At 58.7% G+C, this 19,353-nt stretch carries 17 protein-coding genes; 9 read left to right on the top strand and 8 right to left on the bottom strand.

Going from position 1 to position 19,353, the window contains the following annotated elements; translation table 11 throughout:
• Nucleotides 1-632: 632 nt before the first annotated feature.
• On the bottom strand, nt 633-1,934 hold the full coding sequence (gene tyrS, locus MPRO_RS19420) for a tyrosine--tRNA ligase (RefSeq protein ID WP_067296973.1): 1,302 nt from the start codon (nt 1,932-1,934) through the stop codon (nt 633-635).
• A 279-nt stretch (nt 1,935-2,213) separates the two neighbouring features.
• Between tyrS and MPRO_RS19415 the strand changes: the two genes are divergently transcribed.
• Together MPRO_RS19415 and MPRO_RS19410 are read left to right on the top strand one after the other, a co-directional pair.
• On the top strand, nt 2,214-3,593 hold the full coding sequence (locus tag MPRO_RS19415; RefSeq protein ID WP_245635144.1) for an OapA family protein: 1,380 nt from the start codon (nt 2,214-2,216) through the stop codon (nt 3,591-3,593).
• Nucleotides 3,594-3,598: 5 nt separating this feature from the next.
• Nucleotides 3,599-4,708: an anhydro-N-acetylmuramic acid kinase gene (locus tag MPRO_RS19410; RefSeq protein WP_067296967.1), complete on the top strand. Its 1,110-nt coding sequence runs from the start codon at nt 3,599-3,601 to the stop codon at nt 4,706-4,708.
• Nucleotides 4,709-4,882: 174 nt separating this feature from the next.
• On the opposite strand, the gene erpA is transcribed toward MPRO_RS19410, so the two are convergent.
• Both erpA and argC read right to left on the bottom strand, forming a co-directional pair.
• Nucleotides 4,883-5,233, bottom strand: coding sequence for an iron-sulfur cluster insertion protein ErpA (gene erpA, locus MPRO_RS19405; protein WP_067296963.1), 351 nt, complete (start codon nt 5,231-5,233; stop codon nt 4,883-4,885).
• 64 nt (nt 5,234-5,297) lie between these two features.
• Nucleotides 5,298-6,329 (bottom strand): N-acetyl-gamma-glutamyl-phosphate reductase, encoded by a 1,032-nt coding sequence (gene argC, locus MPRO_RS19400; protein ID WP_067296960.1) that lies wholly within the window; start codon nt 6,327-6,329, stop codon nt 5,298-5,300.
• Between the two features lie 81 nt (nt 6,330-6,410).
• Here argC and MPRO_RS19395 point away from each other — a divergent pair, with 81 nt between their 5' ends.
• The 5 genes from MPRO_RS19395 (at nt 6,411) to MPRO_RS19375 (ending at nt 11,410) form a co-directional block, all read left to right on the top strand.
• Complete coding sequence (locus MPRO_RS19395) at nt 6,411-8,135, top strand: chloride channel protein (protein WP_082708985.1); 1,725 nt, start codon at nt 6,411-6,413, stop codon at nt 8,133-8,135.
• 49 nt (nt 8,136-8,184) lie between these two features.
• A complete protein-coding gene (thiE, locus tag MPRO_RS19390) occupies nt 8,185-8,811 on the top strand; it encodes a thiamine phosphate synthase (RefSeq protein ID WP_067296957.1) in 627 nt (208 codons plus the stop codon).
• A gap of 31 nt (nt 8,812-8,842) precedes the next feature.
• Entirely contained in the window at nt 8,843-10,123 is a 1,281-nt protein-coding gene (hemL, locus tag MPRO_RS19385) for a glutamate-1-semialdehyde 2,1-aminomutase (protein WP_067296953.1), read from the top strand.
• A gap of 1 nt (nt 10,124) precedes the next feature.
• A complete protein-coding gene (locus MPRO_RS19380) occupies nt 10,125-10,730 on the top strand; it encodes a hypothetical protein (RefSeq protein ID WP_067296948.1) in 606 nt (201 codons plus the stop codon).
• A 200-nt stretch (nt 10,731-10,930) separates the two neighbouring features.
• Nucleotides 10,931-11,410, top strand: a complete 480-nt coding sequence (locus tag MPRO_RS19375) for a CBS domain-containing protein (protein WP_067296944.1) — start codon at nt 10,931-10,933, stop codon at nt 11,408-11,410.
• A gap of 55 nt (nt 11,411-11,465) precedes the next feature.
• On the opposite strand, the gene MPRO_RS19370 is transcribed toward MPRO_RS19375, so the two are convergent.
• Nucleotides 11,466-12,179: a hypothetical protein gene (locus tag MPRO_RS19370; RefSeq protein ID WP_067296940.1), complete on the bottom strand. Its 714-nt coding sequence runs from the start codon at nt 12,177-12,179 to the stop codon at nt 11,466-11,468.
• A gap of 9 nt (nt 12,180-12,188) precedes the next feature.
• The gene (gene mrcB / locus MPRO_RS19365; RefSeq protein ID WP_067296936.1) at nt 12,189-14,543 is read right to left on the bottom strand and encodes a penicillin-binding protein 1B; all 2,355 of its coding nucleotides are present in this window, start codon (nt 14,541-14,543) and stop codon (nt 12,189-12,191) included.
• Nucleotides 14,544-14,588: 45 nt separating this feature from the next.
• Between mrcB and MPRO_RS19360 the strand changes: the two genes are divergently transcribed.
• On the top strand, nt 14,589-16,118 hold the full coding sequence (locus MPRO_RS19360) for a bifunctional aminoglycoside phosphotransferase/ATP-binding protein (RefSeq protein ID WP_067296933.1): 1,530 nt from the start codon (nt 14,589-14,591) through the stop codon (nt 16,116-16,118).
• Here the strand turns inward: MPRO_RS19360 and MPRO_RS19355 are convergent.
• Genes MPRO_RS19355 through MPRO_RS25970 form a run of 3 tightly spaced genes read right to left on the bottom strand, consistent with a single transcriptional unit; the run spans nt 16,089 to nt 18,731 of the window.
• Nucleotides 16,089-16,871: a heme ABC transporter ATP-binding protein gene (locus tag MPRO_RS19355; RefSeq protein WP_082708984.1), complete on the bottom strand. Its 783-nt coding sequence runs from the start codon at nt 16,869-16,871 to the stop codon at nt 16,089-16,091. The two genes, MPRO_RS19360 and MPRO_RS19355, sit on opposite strands and share 30 nt — an antisense overlap.
• Nucleotides 16,868-17,857: a FecCD family ABC transporter permease gene (locus MPRO_RS19350; protein WP_067296929.1), complete on the bottom strand. Its 990-nt coding sequence runs from the start codon at nt 17,855-17,857 to the stop codon at nt 16,868-16,870. The genes MPRO_RS19355 and MPRO_RS19350 overlap by 4 nt, the downstream gene beginning before the upstream one ends.
• 28 nt (nt 17,858-17,885) lie before the next feature.
• Entirely contained in the window at nt 17,886-18,731 is an 846-nt protein-coding gene (locus MPRO_RS25970; protein ID WP_067296926.1) for an energy transducer TonB, read from the bottom strand.
• A 111-nt stretch (nt 18,732-18,842) separates the two neighbouring features.
• On the opposite strand from MPRO_RS25970, the gene MPRO_RS19340 reads away from it, so the two are divergent.
• The gene (locus MPRO_RS19340) at nt 18,843-19,157 is read left to right on the top strand and encodes a Rieske (2Fe-2S) protein (protein ID WP_067296923.1); all 315 of its coding nucleotides are present in this window, start codon (nt 18,843-18,845) and stop codon (nt 19,155-19,157) included.
• Nucleotides 19,158-19,353 lie beyond the last annotated feature (196 nt).

Genomic DNA, 19,353 nt, shown 5'->3' with positions numbered 1-19,353 from the left:
GGGAAGGAAGCGAGTGCAAAAAGGAGGGGGTCGTCGGCGGCGTAAGATGGGTATAAGAGAAAGGTTAAAGAGCGTTTGGACTCGAGGATCGTTACCGCTGATCCCGTGTCTCAAGTGAGGCGCATATTCTAGCGTCTCGGTGTTTTAAGTCAACTCTTATTTTCAACATTTTCGACCGAAGCCGAGGAGAAAAACGAGTGACTCACAAGCCGATACTGCCGGCCAATTTATCAAGCTAAACACTTGAAAATCAACCACTTACTTCCGACTTGCTCGCTCTGGTCGGTGGCTGTTAAAGCCGCTTTCCCTAAGCGAGGTGCGCATTCTACATTGCCCCCGATCAGAGTCAACAGCCCTTTTACAATTAACTGTAATAAAACCCAAAAAGGCTGATTTTGGGCCAAAAGCCCATCCTCGCAGCGCAATATGGATCACCAGGCATACAGTGGTTAACCACCAGCATCCACACCTCCCTTCACACCGCCCGCAAAACCGCCGCACGTCACGCCCAGAACCAAGAACCAAGAACCGATAATCACAGATTCAAAGCCTCCATATAGCAAAAGGCGCCTGATTCAGGCGCCTTTTCCTAGAGCTCATCAAATCGCACATGGCGCGACTTGCTGCTTCATTTAGCCAAGAACAAACAGGTGGTGTTTTTTCTTGCCCAGCTTCACCAGGAAGTACTTCCCGAACAGAGCGCGCTCAGCATTGAAAACCCCTGGCGCATTCAGGTTGTCATCCATACCGAACTCTTCACCATTAACAATGACCGCCTTGCGCTGCAGCGCATCCTTTACCTGCTTGCCGGATGCCGCCAGACCTGCGTCAGCAAAGAGAGTCGTCAGCGGCGTGTCAGCCAGCCCATCGGGCTTGAGAACCGAGGACGGCAAGCCATCGAGACTCAACTGGGCATAATCACTCTCATCAAGGTTAGACAGGTCACCGGAGAACAGCGCCTCGGTAATGCGCTGAGCGGCGATAAAGCCTTCCTCACCGTGCACCAGCGTGCTGACTTCGCGCGCCAGCACTGACTGCCCCATGGGCTTGCCTTCTCGATTGGCATCCTCTTGTTCAAGCGCGTCTATATCGGCCACCGACATAAAGGTAAAGAACTTGAGGAAACGGTAGACGTCAGCATCCGGCGTCTGTAGCCAGAACTGGTAAAAGGCATAGGGTGATGTCTTGTTGGCATCCAGCCAGACAGCACCGCCTTCGGTCTTGCCGAACTTGGTACCGTCTGCCTTGGTGATCAGTGGCAACGTCAGACCGTGAACATGGGTGCCATTGACGCGACGCGTCAGGTCTATGCCACCGGTAATGTTGCCCCACTGATCGGAGCCGCCAATCTGCAGACTGCAGCCGTAGGCCTTGTTCAGGTGTTGATAGTCATAGGATTGCAGAATCTGGTAGCTGAACTCGGTGAAGGACATACCCGAGCCTTCGCGCTCAATGCGCTGGCGCACCGATTCCTTGGCAATCATCTTGTTAACGGTGAAGTGCTTGCCAATGTCGCGCAGAAAACTGAGCACATCAATATTGGCAGTCCAGTCGTAATTGTTTGCCAGAATGGCGCCGCCTTCGGTGTCGTCGAAGTGAATAAAGCGGCTGATCTGTGATTTGAGGCAGTTGCTCCACTTTTCCACTACATCGGATGTATTAAGGGAGCGCTCCTGATCCTTGAAGCTAGGGTCACCAATCATGCCAGTTGCACCACCGACCAGCGCAATCGGGCGATGCCCGTAGTCCTGAAAACGTTTGAGCATCAGCAGCGGCACCAGGTGCCCCAAGTGCAAACTGTCTGCGGTGGGATCAAAGCCACAATAAAGCGTGACACTGTTCTCATTCAGATGCTGATCAAGTTCATCTTCGCTTGTGGTCTGCGCGATCAAGCCGCGCGCCTTGAGATCCTGTAACAGCGTCATTTCGCTCATTGCTTTCGAATACCCTGGATTCCGCCATCTTTAGGGCCGGTATTCTACCCGCCCGTCTGCATGCAAACAAACTGGCACGAACCACTATCAAGGTTTTGTTGTCACAGTCGAGATTCTATTTTGGCAATCCATCAAAGTTTGCGGTTAAATAGACCAGCGCTGGATTTTCTGTATATGGGTAGCATTGTGTTGAACATCATTAAAGTTATAGGTAATCGTCTCCCTACCGTGCATTTGGTCGCGGTTTCTGTTTGCGCCGTCATTATAGGTTTCACCCTGATGCTGGTTCCGTCCGAGGAGGTTTCGGCCACCCGGGGCGACCCCTCCCTGACCAGGAGCAGTCAGCAGGAAACCCTGAAACTTGATCTCAATCTCGAAAAGGATGCTACGGGGCCTGTAGCGCCAAACGCCGCACCCGCCGTTCGTATAAAGGAAACAAAAGAACGTCTGAGCGCCGACACAGACAGCTCTGTCGATGATTCTGACGCAATTGACACTGCCCCGGCACTTGCCAGCCAAGCAGCAGCCCCCGAACAGCCCGTCATGGCCGCCCCGAAAGCCGACAACTGGGTCAACTACAAGGTGACTAGCGGCGACAATCTCAGCACTCTGTTCAAGCGCGCCGGCCTCTCAGCCCGTGACGTTTTTACTGTTAGCGCAGCGACCAAAGACAGCGAAGCCCTGTCGCGCCTGTACCCCGGTGAATCCCTGTCCTTTCTGATCCAGAATGGCGAACTTAAGAAACTCAAGCACCTGATCAATCCGCTGAAGCAGGTTCTGCTCGAACAGGATGGCGACAGCTACAGCATAGATATTGTCGAACAGAAGCCCGAAATCGAACATCGCTTTGCCCAGGGAACCATCCAGAACTCACTTTTCCTCGACGGCGAAAAAGCCGGCCTGCCCAGCAATACCATTATGGAAATGGCCGCACTACTCGGCTGGGATGTGGATTTCGCGCTTGATATCCGCAAGGGCGACAGCTTTCGCGTGATTTATGAAGAAAAGCGATTCGAAGGCAAGGTCATAGGTGTCGGTGATATTGTCGCAGCCGAGTTCACCAACCAGGGTGATACTTTCACATCGCTGCGCTACACAGATTCAAAAGGTAACACCAGTTACTACACACCAAAGGGCGAGAGCATGCGCAAAGCCTTCCTGCGCACCCCTGTCGATTTTGCCCGCATCAGCTCAAATTTCAACCTGAGCCGCCGCCACCCCGTACTGAACAAGATCCGCGCCCACAAAGGCGTTGATTATGCTGCAAGCACCGGCACACCGATCAAGGCCGCCGGTGATGGCAAAATCATCTACCGGGGCGTGAAGGGCGGTTATGGCAACGTCATCATTCTGCAGCACGGCAACAACATCAGCACCCTTTACGCCCATATGTCCCGCTTCAAGAAAGGCCTGTCGGTCGGCAGCCGTATCAAGCAGGGTCAGCTGATTGGCTATGTCGGCATGTCCGGCATGGTCACAGGCCCACACCTGCACTATGAATTCCAGGTTAACGGTGTTCACAAGAACCCGGTTACGGTCAAACTGCCCCATGCTGACCCTGTTCCCAAAACCGAACGTGCGTCCTTCCAGGCGACCTCTCAGGCATTGATGGCGCAACTTGAGACTTACTCCAAAACCCAAGTCGCCAGCGCCGAGTAAGCGCCATGCGCCCGCTCTATATCGGACTCATGTCAGGCACCAGCCTGGATAGCGTTGATGCCGTCGCCTTTGAGTTCGACGCCTCCGGCTGCGCCATGCTGGCCAGCCATACCGAACCCTTTCCGCTACCTCTGCGCCAGCAAACCCTGGCACTGATGCATCCAGGCCCTGACGAGATCGAACGCCTCGGCCGACTCGATCTTGAACTGGCTGAGCTGTTCGCCACGGCCGCCAATAACCTGATTGATCAGCATCAGCTCGACAGACAGCGCATCCGCGCCATCGGCAGCCACGGTCAAACAGTGCGTCATCGCCCAGAGGCCGGCTTTACGCTGCAGATTGGCGATCCGAACCTGATCGCCGAGCGCACAGGGCTTTGCGTTGTCGCGGACTTCAGGCGTCGGGACATGGCCGCAGGTGGTCAGGGCGCCCCGCTTGTACCCGCATTCCACGATGCCCTGTTTCGCGTAGCCGGCACCCATCGGGTGATAGTGAATATCGGCGGCATGGCGAACATTACCCTGTTGCCCGGCAACAGCGAGCAACCGGCCATCGGCTACGACACAGGCCCGGGTAATGTCTTGCTCGATTACTGGATTCATCGGCATCAGGCGCTCAGCTACGATCGCGATGGCGCCTGGGCGGCCACCGGCACTGTTGTGCCTGAACTGCTACAAGGGTTGCTGCAACTGCCCTTCTTCAGCGCGCCTGCTCCCAAGAGTACCGGACGTGAGCAGTTCAATCCCGACTGGCTGACGCAGCGCCTGGTGGAAACCGGCTTTGACAGCCTGGCGCCAGAGGATATTCAGGCCACGCTGCTTGAACTCACCGCGGTCACTATCAGCAATGAAATCAAGCAAGTAGCGGCCACTGGCTGTGAAGTTTTTCTCTGTGGCGGCGGCAGTCATAACAGTCTGCTGGCGAAACGCCTGCAAGCACTACTCAAACCTTATACCCTGGCCACCACCGCATCGCTCGGGCTGGATCCTGACTGGGTGGAGGCCTGCGCCTTTGCCTGGCTGGCCGGCTGCCGGCTTGAAAGCCTCGCGGGCAACATGCCCGGCGTAACGGGCGCCCGGGGTGAACGTATTCTCGGCGGGATCTACCCCCCCTGAGTCCTCGCCTCCTGAATTCTCCCTTGAGTACCTACAGCCATTGGGACCAAACCGAGCAGATATATAGCGCCCAGCACAAGGCACGGGCTCGTCGATACTGAAGCTGGCGGCGATTGGATTTAAGCAGAGTATAGCGGGAAAGAAACGGACAGCGAGCGCTGTCCGTTTTGCTGATCAGATCGAGAAAGACGATCCACAGCCACAGGTCGTAGCGGCATTGGGGTTGTTAATAACGAACTGGGAGCCCTGCAGGCTGACCTTGTAGTCTACCTCGGCGCCCGCCAGATACTGGTAGCTCATGGCGTCGACCACCATCATTACACCGTCGTTATCCACTGCGGTATCGTCTTCCGCGACCGCTTCGTCAAAGGTGAAACCATAGGAAAAGCCAGAACAACCTCCTCCAGTGATGTAAACCCGGAGCTTGAGGTTGGTGTTTTCTTCCTCCTCCATCAGGCTTCTCACCTTCGCAGCCGCCGCGTCTGTGAAGACCATCGGGGATATCTGCTCAAAGGACTCAGTCATACCTACTCCAACTATACGTCAATCAGGCCACTATTCTTTCTTACCCAACTAAAGTAGTCAAGTATTATGGCATCAGGCCAACCTGGTTCAGACCCGCGCGCTCATCCAGCCCAAACATGATATTCATGTTCTGCACTGCCTGCCCGGCCGCCCCCTTGACCAGATTATCGATCACCGAGAGCACGACTACCGTATCGTCATCCTGCGGGCGGAAAACACTGATACGACAGACGTTGGCGCCTTTTACGCTGCGGGTTTCCGGATGACTGCCTGCCGGCATCACATCGACAAAGGGCTCATCCGCATAGCGGGATTCAAACAGCGCCTGGAGGCCATCATTCGGATCCTTCAGCACCGAGTACAAGGTGGCATGGATGCCGCGAATCATCGGTGTCAGGTGCGGTACGAAGGTCAACCCCACCGGGCGTCCAGCCGCAACGCTCAGGCCCTGCTTGATCTCAGGCAGGTGGCGATGACCGGCAACGCCATAAGCCTTCATGCTCTCGCTGGTTTCGCACAGGAGCGCACCCACACTGGCACCGCGGCCGGCACCGCTGACGCCGGATTTACAGTCGGCCACCAGCCGGCGCGTATCTACCAGGCCGTTTTCGATCAGCGGTAAAAAGCCCAGCTGCGCTGCAGTCGGATAGCAGCCCGGGCAGGCAATCATCTGTGCCGTGCGAATCTGCGCGCGGTTCACTTCGGGCAGACCATACACAGCCTGCTCCACCAGCGCCGCCGCCGTGTGTTCCATGCCGTACCAGCGCGACCACAGATCGATATCCTTGATACGGAAGTCCGCGCCCAGATCGATAACGCGCACGCCACGCTCTACCAGTTCAGGCGCCATGCGCATTGCCACGCCGTGGGGCGTTGCGAAGAACACAACGTCACAGCTCGCCAGGCGCTCAACATCTGGCACAGTAAAGGCGAGGTCATAATGTCCCCGCAGGTTCGGGAACATGTCCGCCACCTTGATGCCATCTTCGGAGCGGGAGGTGATCACATCGACTTTCACATCGGGATGATTCGCCAGAATCCGCAACAGCTCTACACCGGTATAGCCAGTGCCGCCTACGATACCTACCTTAATCACATCCACCTCTCTTGAGAGTCGAAAACTGTTACCCTTAATCATACAAAGCACACAGCCTAAAAACTATCGGAACACGGCCCATTGATACGCAAGGACCTCTTATCGCTGGAGCATTTCCGCGATCGACTGGCTCATATCGACTCGTTGCCACAAATGCTGCTGCTCGGCGTCCTCTCCGGACTCTTCGCCGGGCTCATCATTATGGCATTTCGCCTGTTAGTCGAATTTCCACTCGGTATTTATCTACCTGGAAATAATCCGGAAAACTTCGAGGAACTGCCAGCCTGGTTGCATTTTCTGTTGCCTGTCTCCGGCAGCCTGGTACTTATACTGCTGTTCTGGCGCCTGGCAGCGGCCCATCGCAAGGTGGGCGTCGTGCATGTACTGGAGCGACTGGGCTACCATCAGGGGCAATTGCCGGCACCCAATCTGCTGGTCCAGTTTACCAGCGCTACAGTGGCGCTGCTCAGCGGCCACTCGGTAGGCCGTGAAGGGCCCGCCATTCACCTGGGTGCTGGTGGCGCCAGCCTGATTGGGCAGTGGTTGCGACTACCCAACAACTCCATGCGCCTGCTCATCGGCTGTGGCACCGCTGCTGGCATATCTGCTGCCTTCAATACACCACTGGCTGGCGTGGTGTTCGCCATGGAAGTCGTGCTGCTGGAATATACCGTGCTGGGTTTCACCCCTATCATGGTGGCCGCCGTCACTGCGGACCTGGTGATTCGCGCCAGTATTGGCTCGACACTGCTGTTCAGCGTTCCCCAGTTCAGCATTGATGATCTGAGTGAAATTCCTCTGGTCATGCTGTTGGGCCTTATGATTGGTCTGCTGGCCGGTGGTTTCAACCGCATCATGCTGTATACGGCAAGCTTTAGTGCCATTGCCCTGCATTGGCGGCTGTTGCTGGCTGGCGTCCTGACCGGCAGTGTCGCTCTGCTGTACCCGCAGGTCATGGGCGTGGGCTATGACACTGTCAGTGATACTCTGTTGGGCCAGCAGCCACTGCACTGGCTGGCGGGCCTGCTGCTAGCCAAATGGTTGCTGACGCCTGTCATACTGGGCTTGGGCATCCCCGGTGGACTCATAGGGCCCACTGTTTTTATCGGCGCTCTGGCTGGCGCACTAATCGGCTCGCTCGCCCAGCTGTTCAACGACCAGATGCTGTCCCAGGTCGGTCTCTACGCCATGATCGGCATGGGCGCCATGATGGGGGCCGTGCTCAATGCCCCCCTTGCCGCCCTGATTGCATTACTGGAGCTGACCGGCAATCCCCACATCATTCTGCCCGCCATGCTCGCCATCGTCATCAGCAACCTCACGGTGCGGCATTTGTTCAAACTACCCTCCATTTTCCAGTCACTACTGCGTGCCCAGGGACTGGACCAAACTCAGTCACCGCTGGCCCAGGCGCTGTCGCGTGTCGCCGTCGGCAGTTTGATGCAACGGGACTTTTTACAGGCCGGCATTCGAGAACCCAGGGCCCGCGCAGCTTTTCTGTCGGAGCAAAGCTCGGACTGGATACTGATCGGTGACCCTGCGCTGCGTGCGCTACTGGCGCGCTCGGAATTGCTGCTCTGGCTGCAGCAGGCCGACAACGACGCTGACATAGATCTGCTGGAGCTGCCCGCGCATCGCCGCGACCCAGTGCAGATCAGCTTTCGCGCCACGCTCAAGGAAGCCGCCGATTGCATGCAGCAGCGCCAAACCGATATTCTCTGCGTCAGCAGCAACCGCGGCGACATTATTGGCGTTCTGACCCGAGCCCAGATAGAAGCCTACTATCTGCACCATCAGATGCTCTGAGTTCGCCTGTCCACTATTCGCCGATACAACAACACACCACGGAAACACCATGACCGCCTACCCACTCCACGGCCTCTATGCCATTACCGACAGTACTCTGATGCCCGAAGACAGCACCCTGCTCAACCAGGTTCGGGCGGCACTGGAGGGCGGCGCCAGCATAGTGCAGTACCGCGACAAGAGTGATGACAGCGCAAAACGCCTGCGCCAGGCTAGTCTGCTGCGCGAACTCTGTGACGAATTTGAACGCCCGCTGCTAATCAACGATGACCTGGCGCTGGCGCTGGCCTGCAAGGCCCATGGCGTGCATTTGGGCCAATCCGACGGCTCGCTCGCTGATGCCCGTGCGCAGCTCGGGCCCGATGCCATTATCGGCGTGACCTGTCACGACTCACTGACGCTGGCACGTGAAGCAAGTACACAAGGAGCCGACTACGTGGCCTTCGGCGCTTTTTTCGCCTCCAGCACCAAGCCCAACGCCCGCCCAGCACCCTTGTCGCTGCTGCCACAAGCAGCCCGGGAGCTAGGCCTGCCCGTGGTGGCGATTGGCGGCATTAGTATGGATAATGCCCGCCAGGTAATTGAAGCCGGCGCCTGCATGGTGGCCGTTATTCACGCGCTGTTTGCCGCAGCCGACATTCGGCGTCAGGCACAGCTGTTCAGCCAACAGTTCTGATTGAGCATTTTAGAGTAAGGGAGTTTTGCGTATGTCCCGTTCCGAGGCCCTGTTCCAGGCCGCCCAGCTGCATATACCCGGCGGCGTAAACTCACCGGTTCGCGCGTTCAAGGGCGTCGGCGGCACCCCGCTGTTCTTCAAACACGCCTCCGGCGCCTATCTGTTCGACGAAGATGACCAGCGCTACGTTGACTACGTGGGCTCCTGGGGACCGATGATTCTGGGCCACCGGGCCCCGGCCGTGATTGATGCCATCCGCGCCGCGCTGGATCACGGCACCGGCTTTGGTGCTCCTACGGCGATTGAAATCGACATGGCCGACAAGGTCTGCGCGCTGATGCCCTCCATCGAGATGGTACGCATGGTCAGCTCCGGCACCGAAGCGACCATGAGCGCAATTCGCCTGGCCCGCGGTTATACCGGGCGGGACAAGATCGTCAAATTTGAGGGCTGCTACCACGGCCACTCTGATTCCCTGCTGGTCAAGGCCGGCTCCGGCGCCCTGACGCTCGGTGAGCCCAACTCCCCTGGCGTACCCGCCGCCCTGGCCGAACACACCATTACGCTGAACTACAACGACATCGACGGCGTGCGCGCAGCCTTCGCGGCTGTTGGTGACCAGGTCGCCTGCATCATCGTCGAACCGGTTGCCGGTAACATGAACTGCATTGCGCCGCTGCCGGGCTTCCTTGAAGGCCTGCGCGAGGTCTGCGACCAGTACGCCAGCGTGCTGATCTTCGATGAAGTCATGACCGGTTTTCGTGTCGCACTCGGCGGTGCCCAGGCACATTTCGGTGTCAAGCCCGACCTCACCACTCTTGGCAAGGTCATCGGTGGCGGGCTGCCGGTTGGCGCCTTCGGTGGCAAGCGCGAAATCATGCACCATATCGCGCCCCTGGGGCCGGTCTATCAGGCGGGCACCCTGTCGGGCAATCCGCTGGCAATGGCCGCTGGTCTTGCGATGCTGGATGCCATCTCGGTACCGGGTTTCCATGAGCAGCTCAGCGCCAAGACCGAGCTGCTCACCGAAGGCCTGGAGGCTGTTGCCCTGGGGCATCGCCTTCCCTTCACCACTAGCCGTGTAGGGGGCATGTTCGGCCTGTTCTTTACCGAGCAGGAAGAAGTCACCAGCTTTGCCCAGACCATGCAGTGCGATGCCGCCAAGTTTGGCCGCTTCTTCCACGGCATGCTGGCCGAAGGCGTGTACCTGGCGCCCTCTGCGTTTGAAGCCGGCTTTATGTCTGCCGCGCACACGCAGCAGGATATTGAATTCACGCTGGCCGCCGCCGACCGTGTCTTTGCCAGCCTCTGAGATGAGTAGCCTGTTCGCCAACCTGGCGCTGCTGCTCGGCGGGGGCGCTGTTGCCGCCCTGCTGTATCGCCAGGCGCAGCCATTGCCCCAGCGCAGTCTGCATTACATGTTCGCACTCGCAGCCCTGTCGCTGGCGCTGGCGGCGCTGGGGCGGCTTGTTCTGACCCCTTCAGGTTCAGAACAGCAGACCCTGCAGCTGATGCTGGATAACCTGGCGTACTACGCCGGGCTACCCATGATCGCCAGCGTCGCCATTGCCCACGGCTGGAACAGGCAGTGGTCACGCGCCGCCTGGGGACGCTGGATGCTCGGTCTGTTTGCGCTATTCGAGCTGGTTCGTCGCTCGGATATCGGAGTGCTTTACAGTCAGGGCCTGGCGCTACTCACCTGCCTGGCCCTGCTGGCGGGCGTTCTCAAGGGCTTTCGGGGGCCCACTAGGCTGTACGCCCTCGCGGGTACGCTTTTGCTCGCCTTCGGACTTCTGGCCTTCGGACCGGCCCCCCTTATGGCGGGCTTGCAGCAGGATGCGCTCTATCGCTTCGCGCTGGCAGGCTGCATCATCCTGTGCGGTTACAGCTTCAGTCGTACGCCTCAGACAAGGACCTGAGGCCGCAACGGTATCTCGCCTCCTTGTTTTACCGGCGTCTCGCCTTCTCGACAAGAAACGCAGCCCGGCTGCTGACCGGCCTCGCATCCGCTCGGTGCAACTCTTTCCCCAGAATTCCCTCCCCAGACTCGGCTAAACTGCCAGCAGTTCAAAGCCAATACCCAAAAAGACAAAAATAAAAGCCAAAGGAATCGCGCACTATGCATACGCCAGAGAGAGCAACCATTGCCGCAGTGATGTCCAGCGACCTGCTCAAGGTATCCGAGCATTGGTCACTACACAGCCTGATCGAATTTTTCAACACTCACCACATCAGCGGCGCGCCTGTCACTGACAGTCAGGGCAACCTCAAGGGCGTGGTCAGCCTTACGGACATTCTGCGTTTTGATAACAGTGCGCAGCACTCCATCGAGGAAAATCCCCTGACGCAGTATTATTACAGCGGATTGGAAGGTATGACACCCGAACAGCTGGGACTGGAAGGTGGAGACCAGCATGGACAGCATCTGGTGTGTGAAATAATGACACCCCATATAATCGCGCTGGATCAGCACGCATCACTTGATGAGGCAATAGATCTGATGTGCAGCAATCGCATTCACCGGGTGTTTGTCACCCGGGATGGAGAACTGGCGGGGGTGGTCTCAACGCTGGATATTCTGAATCACCTGCGCCGCTAAAATCCTGCGGCACAGGTAACAGAACGGGTAATGATCGACAGGGAATGATGGACTCTTAGTAACGCCGCGCCTGCTCCAGTGCATCCCGCGCGCCGCTCAGGTTCCCGGTGTCCTTGCGCACAGAGGCGATCAGCAACCAGAGCTTACGCAGTGATTCTGGCTGCCCACCAGCCAAAGCGACACCGCGAAGGGCCAGCTGCTCGGCCTCGCTGTATTTCTGCATCTGGCGCTGGATGTCCGCCAGCTGGTAATACACCTGTGGATCACGCGGCGCTATGCGCTGAGCACGCTCCAGGCTCGTCTGGGCGGCGGCCAGCGAGCCTGCGCCCTGTTGCTGGCGTGCGCTGTCGAGCAATGCAACGACTGCCGGGTTGGCCGACACAGGCGCTTCACTGCTAGCCTGAAAACTGCTCTGGCCGCTGCCGTATTGAGTATTGCCCTGGCCACCACCCTGATAGTTGTCCTGCAACTGGCCCTGTAGCTGACCCTGCTGAGAATTCGAATAGTCCGAGGCACGGTCATTGCTGCCCGACGGATACAGCGGCTGCACCGAGAAACCGCTATCGCTGCCAAGACGCTGCTGGCGTATAACCGGCTCATCGTACAAGGGCGTCACTCGCACACCTGTATCCTGCTCCACCGGCGCCGCCTGGGGGGCACGGCTCAGCGGCGCCGAGCGATCCTCAACCGGCGGCAGGTAGATACCAGGGCCGGCACAACCTGCCAGTAGCAGGGTAGCGGCGAGCGACAGTAGTCTGTAATGGTACATAGTCATTTCCTATCTAAACCAGTTTCTGAACCACTCGAGAGATTCTCCGACCGGATCATTAAAGCCACAGCTTACCGCCTGCTGCGGCGCAGTGCCGTAAAGAAACGGCAACTGACGCGATCCTTCGCAACGCTGATCCGAGCGCAGCCCTGTCGCCTCATCTATCCAGACATACTCAATACCATCCGGCTTGCGCGCCAGATAAGGCTGCGGCTGCTCCCGACGCATAAAATCCGTCCACACCTGGAGCGCACCGCTGGAGCCCGTCAGGGGTAACGGTGAGTTGTCATCCCGCCCCAGCCAGACGACCGCCAAGCGATTGCCGGTAAAGCCAGCAAACCAGCTGTCACGCTGATCATTGGATGTACCCGTCTTGCCAGCCACGTTCAAATTAGCCGGCAGATGCTGATACACCGAGCGTGCCGTGCCCTCTCGGGCCACTTCCTGCATGGCGTACTGAATAAGATGGATCAGCTCGACCGGCACTGTCTGACGCACCTGAAACGGATAGCGAGACAACTCCTGCCCCTGCGCATCCGTCACCATGCGTATCGCTCGCAGCGGTGTCTGAAAGCCGTTGGCGGCAATAGTTTGATACATGCCCGCCACTTCAAACGGCGACATGCCCTGGCCACCCAGCAGCAGCGACGGATAGGCATTAAGGTCACGTTCAATGCCCAGGCGATGCAACATGTCCACTACCCGTTCGACACCTATATCCATGCCCAGTTTGGCTGTGGCAAGATTATACGACAACGCCAGAGCCCGATGCAGAGGGACCAGTCCGTGGGACTTCTTGTCGAAGTTATTTGGCTCCCACAGATCACCATTGGGCAGTTTGACCCGCAGCGCATTGTCTTCCAGCGTACTGGCCAGGGTATAGCCCTGCTCCAGCGCCGCCAGATAGACCGCTGGCTTCACCAGCGAGCCGATGGGGCGTACCGCATCCAGTGCACGATTAAAGCCCTGGAAACGGGTATCGCGGCCGCCCACCAGCGCCAGCGCATCGCCGGTCTGCGGATCGGTCACCACCATGCTGCCTTCCAGACCATCCAGCTTCTTGCCGTAGCGTTTTTCCAGTTTGGTCATGGTATCCACCAGCGCCTCTTCGGCGCGGCCCTGCACCACCGGATCCATGCTGGTGAACACCCGCAGCCCTTCGGAGCTCAGGTCTTCGTCGCGGTAGTCTTCGCGCAACTGGCGTTTTACCAGGTCCAGATAGGCCGGGTAAGCGCCCTTGTGCAGGTTCTTTTCCTTGACCACATCCAAACCTTCGGCCAGCGCCTGGGTCAGCTGCTCTGCACTGATGACATTGCGCTCGGCCAGGATACTGAGCACCAGGTCGCGACGTTCCTTCGCCCGTACAGGATTACGTCGCGGATCATAGAAGGATGGCCCTTTCACCAGGCCCGCCAGCAGAGCCACCTGATGCAGCTGCAGTTCCTGCAGCGGGCGACCAAAATAATACTGGCTCGCCAGCCCGAAACCGTGCACCGCACGGGAGCCAGACTGCCCCAGATAGACCTCGTTGAGGTAGGCTTCGAGAATTTCGTCCTTGCCGTAATGCAGCTCCAGCAACACCGCCATGGGTATTTCGGTGAACTTGCGCAGCAGCGTGCGATCCGCCGTGAGGTAGAAGTTCTTGATAAGCTGCTGGGTCAGGGTACTGCCACCCTGAACGAAGCGACCGGCCTGGAAATTGACCCACATGGCCCGGGCAATACCCTTGAACGAGATGCCGTGATGATCGTAGAAGCTGCGATCCTCGATCCCGATCAGTGCTTCGGCCAGATAGGGCGGCGCATCCTGCAGCCGGATCAGGTCGCGATCTTCATTACTGTTGGGATAAATGCCGCCCACCAGCAAGGGTTCGAGCCGTGCCAGCGGCAAAGTGCGACCTTCCTCATCCTGTATGCGACTCAAACTATCGCCACTGAATTCCAGCAACAACGGCCGTGAGGGCTCGTAACCATCAGGGAAGGTAAAGCCGCGGGTATGCACTCTTGCACGGGAACTGGCCCACTCGGCCAGGCCTGGCGCACTGGCGCTGCGCACAAAGCGATAGCCCAGGCTATTCAGTTCCGCCTTGAGATCGTTCATCGCCAGAGGCTGTCCGGGATACAATTCCAGCGGACGAGCGTATACCTTGGCTGGTAATGCCCAGCGTTTACCTTCAAACTTGCTGCGCACCTGCATGTCCAGGTAGGCCATGCCAATGGCAACAAAGACACTCATCACGAGTGTCAGTTTGAAAAGGAACTTGAACAGGGAAGGCCAAAAACGTCCCCGTGAACGCTTGCGAACAGGCTTGCGCCTGGCGTCAGAACGGGAAGGTTTTGCAGCGGAGGCTCTCTTTTTTGTCATCGGCTCAGTATAATTCCTTACCTAATTGCGCGATACCGGGATTCTATGTTTCCTGAATTTATTCAATCACTTTGTGACCCTGCGGCCTATCCGCACCCGACAAAGGATATTCGCGTCATAGAGACGCACATCTCCTGGCTCCTGCTCACCGGCGACTACGCCTACAAGGTGAAGAAGCCGGTCGACTTTGGTTTTCTCGATTTCACCAGCCTGCAGAAACGACAGCATTTCTGCGAGGAAGAGCTGCGCCTGAATAGGCGCCAGGCACCGGACCTCTATCTGGAAGTCGTCGCCATCACAGGTACGCCGCAGCAGCCCTGCATCAACGGCGAAGATGAAGCCTTCGAGTACGCCGTGCGCATGCACCAGTTCAATACCGAGCTGCGGCTCGATCTGCTGCTGCAGAAAAAGCGCTTCGAACCCGACTGGATCGATGCCCTGGCCACCCAGATCGCCCACTTCCATTCGGCGGTCCCCATGGTTGCCTCCGACAGCCCCTGGGGCGAGCCGGAGAACATCTGGGAACTGGTGTCGGACAACTTCCTGCACCTGCGCGATGTACTGGAAGACCCCGACGACTGGTCTGCGGTGCAGAAACTGTCGCAGCAAACATCACAGCAATTCCGCGAGCTGACCGACGTCCTGCGTCGGCGCAAAGCCGAAGGCCATGTCTGCGAATGCCACGGCGACCTGCATCTGGCCAACATTACACTGCACAACAACGAACTGCGGCTGTTCGACTGCATCGAGTTCAATCTGCAGTTCCGCTGGATCGACACCATTTGCGACCTGGCCTTCCTGCTGATGGATCTGGAAGCCAATGGCCAGTTCCGCTGGGCTCACCGTCTGCTGAACCGCTACCTTGAGCTCACCGGCGACTACAAGAGTCTCAAGCTGCTCAACTTCTACAAGGCCTACCGCGCCATGGTTCGGGCCAAGGTCGCGATGCTGGGCGAACATCCGGATATCGAAACCTTCCGCCGCTACCTAAAGCTGGCACAGCACTACGCCCGCACACCCAAGCCGGCTCTGCTGCTAATGCACGGTCTGTCCGGCAGCGGCAAGAGCTATATCAGTGGCCAGCTGGTGGAGCGCATTGACGCCATCCGCATTCGCTCCGATATCGAGCGCAAGCGCCTGTACCGTGAACTCAGCCTCAAGGGCGGCAAGCTTGACCTCTACGGCCAGGAAATGAACGTTCGCACCTACCACCAGCTATTCGACACCACCCGCGAAATGCTGCGCGCCGGCTATTCGGTGGTGGTGGATGCCACTTTCATCCGCCAGCGACCACGCATCAGTTATGCCGAACTGGCCACATCGCTGGATATACCCTTCCGTATTATCAGCTGTCATTGTGAACAGAAGCTGATCGAAGCCCGTCTCAAGCGAAGAAAAGCCAAAGGAGTGGATGCCTCCGATGCCGATGTGAGCGTCATGCACCAGCAAAAAAAGATGCAGCACCCGCTGCAGGACGACGAACTGGAACGTACCGTGGCCGTCTATACCGACGATGATGAAGCCCTGTTTCTGCTCACTGACCGATTAAAGCAGGACGGTGTCATCGGCGAATGACGAACTAAAACGCGGCACACCCGCTACCAGAGCGACTTCGACACGGACGTCGAACAACCGACTCAGACTGGACGCCGTCATGGTCTCCAGCATGCCCCCCTGCACCAGTACCCGGCCGTTTTTCAGCAGTAGCACCCGATCGGCATAACGCGCCGCCAGCGCCAGATCATGCAAAATCACCAGCACCGCCGCCCCGGCATCCGCCAGCCTACGCAACTGACGCAGGCACAGATGCTGATGCCTCAAATCCATTGCGCTGACCGGCTCATCCAGCAACAGCACCGCCGTTGCTTCACTGCACTGCGCCAGTACGCGCGCCATCTGTACACGCTGCTGCTCCCCCCCGGACAGACTCAGGTAGTTCCGCGATGCCAGCGCCTGCAATTCGAGTCGCTGCAGCCCGCGAAGGCAATGTGCCCGCTCTTCGGCCCGTCCCAGCCCCAGTGGATAAGCGCCCAGCAACACCACCTCCTCGACGCTAAAAGCGAAATCCAGTGGCTGATCCTGGGTCATGACCGCAAGCCTGCGGGCACGCTCGAGTGAATCCATCGCAAGCAACGGCTGCCCATTCAGTCGCACGCTGCCCCCATCCGGCCGCTCCAGCCCTGCCAGCATATGCAGCAGGGTGGACTTACCCGCCCCATTGGGCCCCAGCACCACGGTCAGGGAGCCCGGCGTCAGGCTGAGATCGACCGACTCCAGCAGAAAGCGGCCATTGCGCTGTACGGTCAAGGTATCCGCCTGCAGACTCATGCGCGCATCCGTTGCCGGTACAGAATCATCAACAGGAAGAAAGGCCCGCCAATCAGTGCCGTAACTATGCCAATGGGCAGCTCCGCCGGGCTGACGAGCAGCCGCGCCATGATATCGGCGAGTGTCAGCAGAAGCGCGCCAAGCAGTGCCGACAGCGGTAGCAAGGCGCGGTTGTCCGGTCCGCACAGCAGTCGCACCAGATGCGGTACCACCAAACCAATAAAGCCGATCAGGCCGCCGAGGGACACCACAGTACCGACGCCCAGAGCCACCAGCAGTACCAGCCGGCGACGCAGGCGGGATGTAACGACGCCCAGCAATCGGGCCTGCGACTCCCCCAGCAATAGCAGATTCAACTTTTGCCCCTCGCGCAGCAACAGCAGCAACACGGGCACGCCGACGGCCAGCAGCAAGAGCGCGCTGCTCCAGTCAGTGCTGTGCAAGTTCCCCAGCAACCAGAAGGTCACCTGACGCAAAGAGAGTTCGTCACTGAAATACTTCATTACGCCAATGGCAGCCGCCGCAATGCTGTTCAGGGCAATCCCCGCCAGCAGCATGGTGGTCACCGATACGCCCCGTGGCGTGCGTGCTATGCGCAGTACCAGTGCCGTCACCAGCAGGCCGCCGGCGAATGCCGCCAAAGGCACCAGCACAGGTCCAAAGGGCCCCAGCAGCCAGGCACCGCCGAAGACCAGCACCGCCACCGCCGCCAGCGCAGCACCGGCACTGATGCCGATCAAACCGGGGTCAGCCAGAGAATTGCGAAACAATGCCTGAATGGATGCGCCTGTAATGGCCAGAATAGCCCCCGCCGCCAGTGACATCACCAGCCGCGGTAGCCGCAGTTCAACCAGAATCAGCCAGTCCCGCGAGCCCGGCTGCAACAGCGCATCAGACGACAGCGAGACAGGCCCCACCCAGAGAGAGGTCAGTACCACGGGCAGCAACAGCAGCCATAACAGCAACCCCAGCCGGTGCGCGGACATGCTTACGCTCGATATCATTGAGTCAAGGTCACTGGTCCAGCCGAAATTGAACCGGGATTCTCACATAAGAGGTCACCGCGACGCCATTGATTCGTGCCGGCAGCAGGTGCCAGCCCGAGCCTGCCGCCAGTGCAGCCCTGTCCAGCAGCGGATAACCGGACGATTGCAGCACCTGTGCCGCCGTTACACGCCCCTGGGTATCAAGGTCCAGCCGCAGCAACACTTCACCTTCCTGATCGCGACGCCGCGCCAGCGGCGGATACTCCGGCGGTTGGGGCGGGCTGCGCCAGGCGGCCTGTAGCTGCTCGACCGGTCCATCGGTTTTAAGCGCGCTTGTCTGCCCTGACGACATCGAAGCAGCAGAGGCCGCGCTGTCGGCATCAGCCACCAGCGAGTCTGCTATAGGCGCAGGCACCGGATCGGGAAAGGGGTCTGGTGCGGGTGGCTGTGGCTGTGGCTGTGGCTGTGGCTGTGGCTGTGGCTGTGGCTGTGGCTGTGGCTGTGGCTGTGGCTGTGGCTGTGGCTGTGCAGTATTGTTGGCGGGGGTTTCAGTGCTGGCAAGTCGTTCGAGAAGCCTTTTTGACTCCCTTGCAGGCGCTGGCTTTGCCGCGGGCTTCGGCGGCACAGATTCAGGCACGGGAGCCGCAACGGTGTCCGGTGCAGCCGGCACCGCCGCGACAGATATTTGCGGGGCTGGCGCCGCCATCTGTATCTGGATATGTGACGCGCCAACAGGGCGGCCCGCGGTAGCGACCGCCGTGGTACCGTCCCCCGACGCCAGCCAGGAGGCGGCCAAAAGAAGGTGTACAGCACCCGATAGCAGCAGCATCAGCAACAAGGGGCGCAGAGTCTTGCGGGTTGTCGGGCCTTGCACGCAGGTTCCGGCTCTCTTAGCATTCGTGGATGCGCATTATAGAGGCCGACCGCCCCACTGTGGGTGAAGAGGCCTCAAGTCTGCGATACCCCCGCTCACTTTGGATTCAATATGACTGTCCTTTGCAACACCAGCGAAATTCCGGCCCAGAGCGCCCGCGGCTTTAGCCTGGACGGCCGCGCATTGGTCGCCGTTCACCATAACGATCGATTCTTCGTCTACGAGAACCGCTGCCCCCACCGAGGTGTTGAGCTCGAATGGCAGCCCGACCAGTTTTTCGACTTTGAAGGCAACTATATCCAGTGCTCCACCCACGGTGCCCTGTTCAAGATCGACACCGGTGAGTGCATTGCTGGCCCCTGCAACGGCAAGGCACTCACCCAGGTGGCATTCAGTCAGATAGACGGTCAGATCGTGCTGCTCTAGCAGCCTGTCGGACTTACCACTGACCTACTGCGGAAAAGCCGATTTTGGGCATTATTCGCGCTCTTTTTTGTTAAATAGAACCACTATTCGTCTCAAAAAAGCTCAAAAACTGCCTCAAAACGGACTTTCCCTCGCTACGATCGGCCAAGTCCGACAGGCTGCTAGCAGCCTGTCGGACAATACTCAACCTACTGCG

The organism is Marinobacterium profundum (genome assembly GCF_001528745.1).
Classification (GTDB): Bacteria; Pseudomonadota; Gammaproteobacteria; order Pseudomonadales; family Balneatricaceae; genus Marinobacterium_A; species Marinobacterium_A profundum.
This window is presented reverse-complemented; position numbering and strand designations above follow the sequence as displayed.

What these genes read in the sequence shown, in the direction of transcription:
- tyrS (WP_067296973.1), bottom strand. Translation starts at nt 1,934, where the DNA reads ATGAGCGAAATGACGCTGTTACAGGATCTCAAGGCGCGCGGCTTGATC.
- MPRO_RS19415 (WP_245635144.1), top strand. Translation starts at nt 2,214, where the DNA reads ATGCTGGTTCCGTCCGAGGAGGTTTCGGCCACCCGGGGCGACCCCTCC.
- MPRO_RS19410 (WP_067296967.1), top strand. Translation starts at nt 3,599, where the DNA reads ATGCGCCCGCTCTATATCGGACTCATGTCAGGCACCAGCCTGGATAGC.
- erpA (WP_067296963.1), bottom strand. Translation starts at nt 5,233, where the DNA reads ATGACTGAGTCCTTTGAGCAGATATCCCCGATGGTCTTCACAGACGCG.
- thiE (WP_067296957.1), top strand. Translation starts at nt 8,185, where the DNA reads ATGACCGCCTACCCACTCCACGGCCTCTATGCCATTACCGACAGTACT.
- hemL (WP_067296953.1), top strand. Translation starts at nt 8,843, where the DNA reads ATGTCCCGTTCCGAGGCCCTGTTCCAGGCCGCCCAGCTGCATATACCC.
- MPRO_RS19380 (WP_067296948.1), top strand. Translation starts at nt 10,125, where the DNA reads ATGAGTAGCCTGTTCGCCAACCTGGCGCTGCTGCTCGGCGGGGGCGCT.
- MPRO_RS19375 (WP_067296944.1), top strand. Translation starts at nt 10,931, where the DNA reads ATGCATACGCCAGAGAGAGCAACCATTGCCGCAGTGATGTCCAGCGAC.
- MPRO_RS19370 (WP_067296940.1), bottom strand. Translation starts at nt 12,179, where the DNA reads ATGTACCATTACAGACTACTGTCGCTCGCCGCTACCCTGCTACTGGCA.
- mrcB (WP_067296936.1), bottom strand. Translation starts at nt 14,543, where the DNA reads ATGACAAAAAAGAGAGCCTCCGCTGCAAAACCTTCCCGTTCTGACGCC.
- MPRO_RS19360 (WP_067296933.1), top strand. Translation starts at nt 14,589, where the DNA reads ATGTTTCCTGAATTTATTCAATCACTTTGTGACCCTGCGGCCTATCCG.
- MPRO_RS19355 (WP_082708984.1), bottom strand. Translation starts at nt 16,871, where the DNA reads ATGAGTCTGCAGGCGGATACCTTGACCGTACAGCGCAATGGCCGCTTT.
- MPRO_RS19350 (WP_067296929.1), bottom strand. Translation starts at nt 17,857, where the DNA reads ATGTCCGCGCACCGGCTGGGGTTGCTGTTATGGCTGCTGTTGCTGCCC.
- MPRO_RS19340 (WP_067296923.1), top strand. Translation starts at nt 18,843, where the DNA reads ATGACTGTCCTTTGCAACACCAGCGAAATTCCGGCCCAGAGCGCCCGC.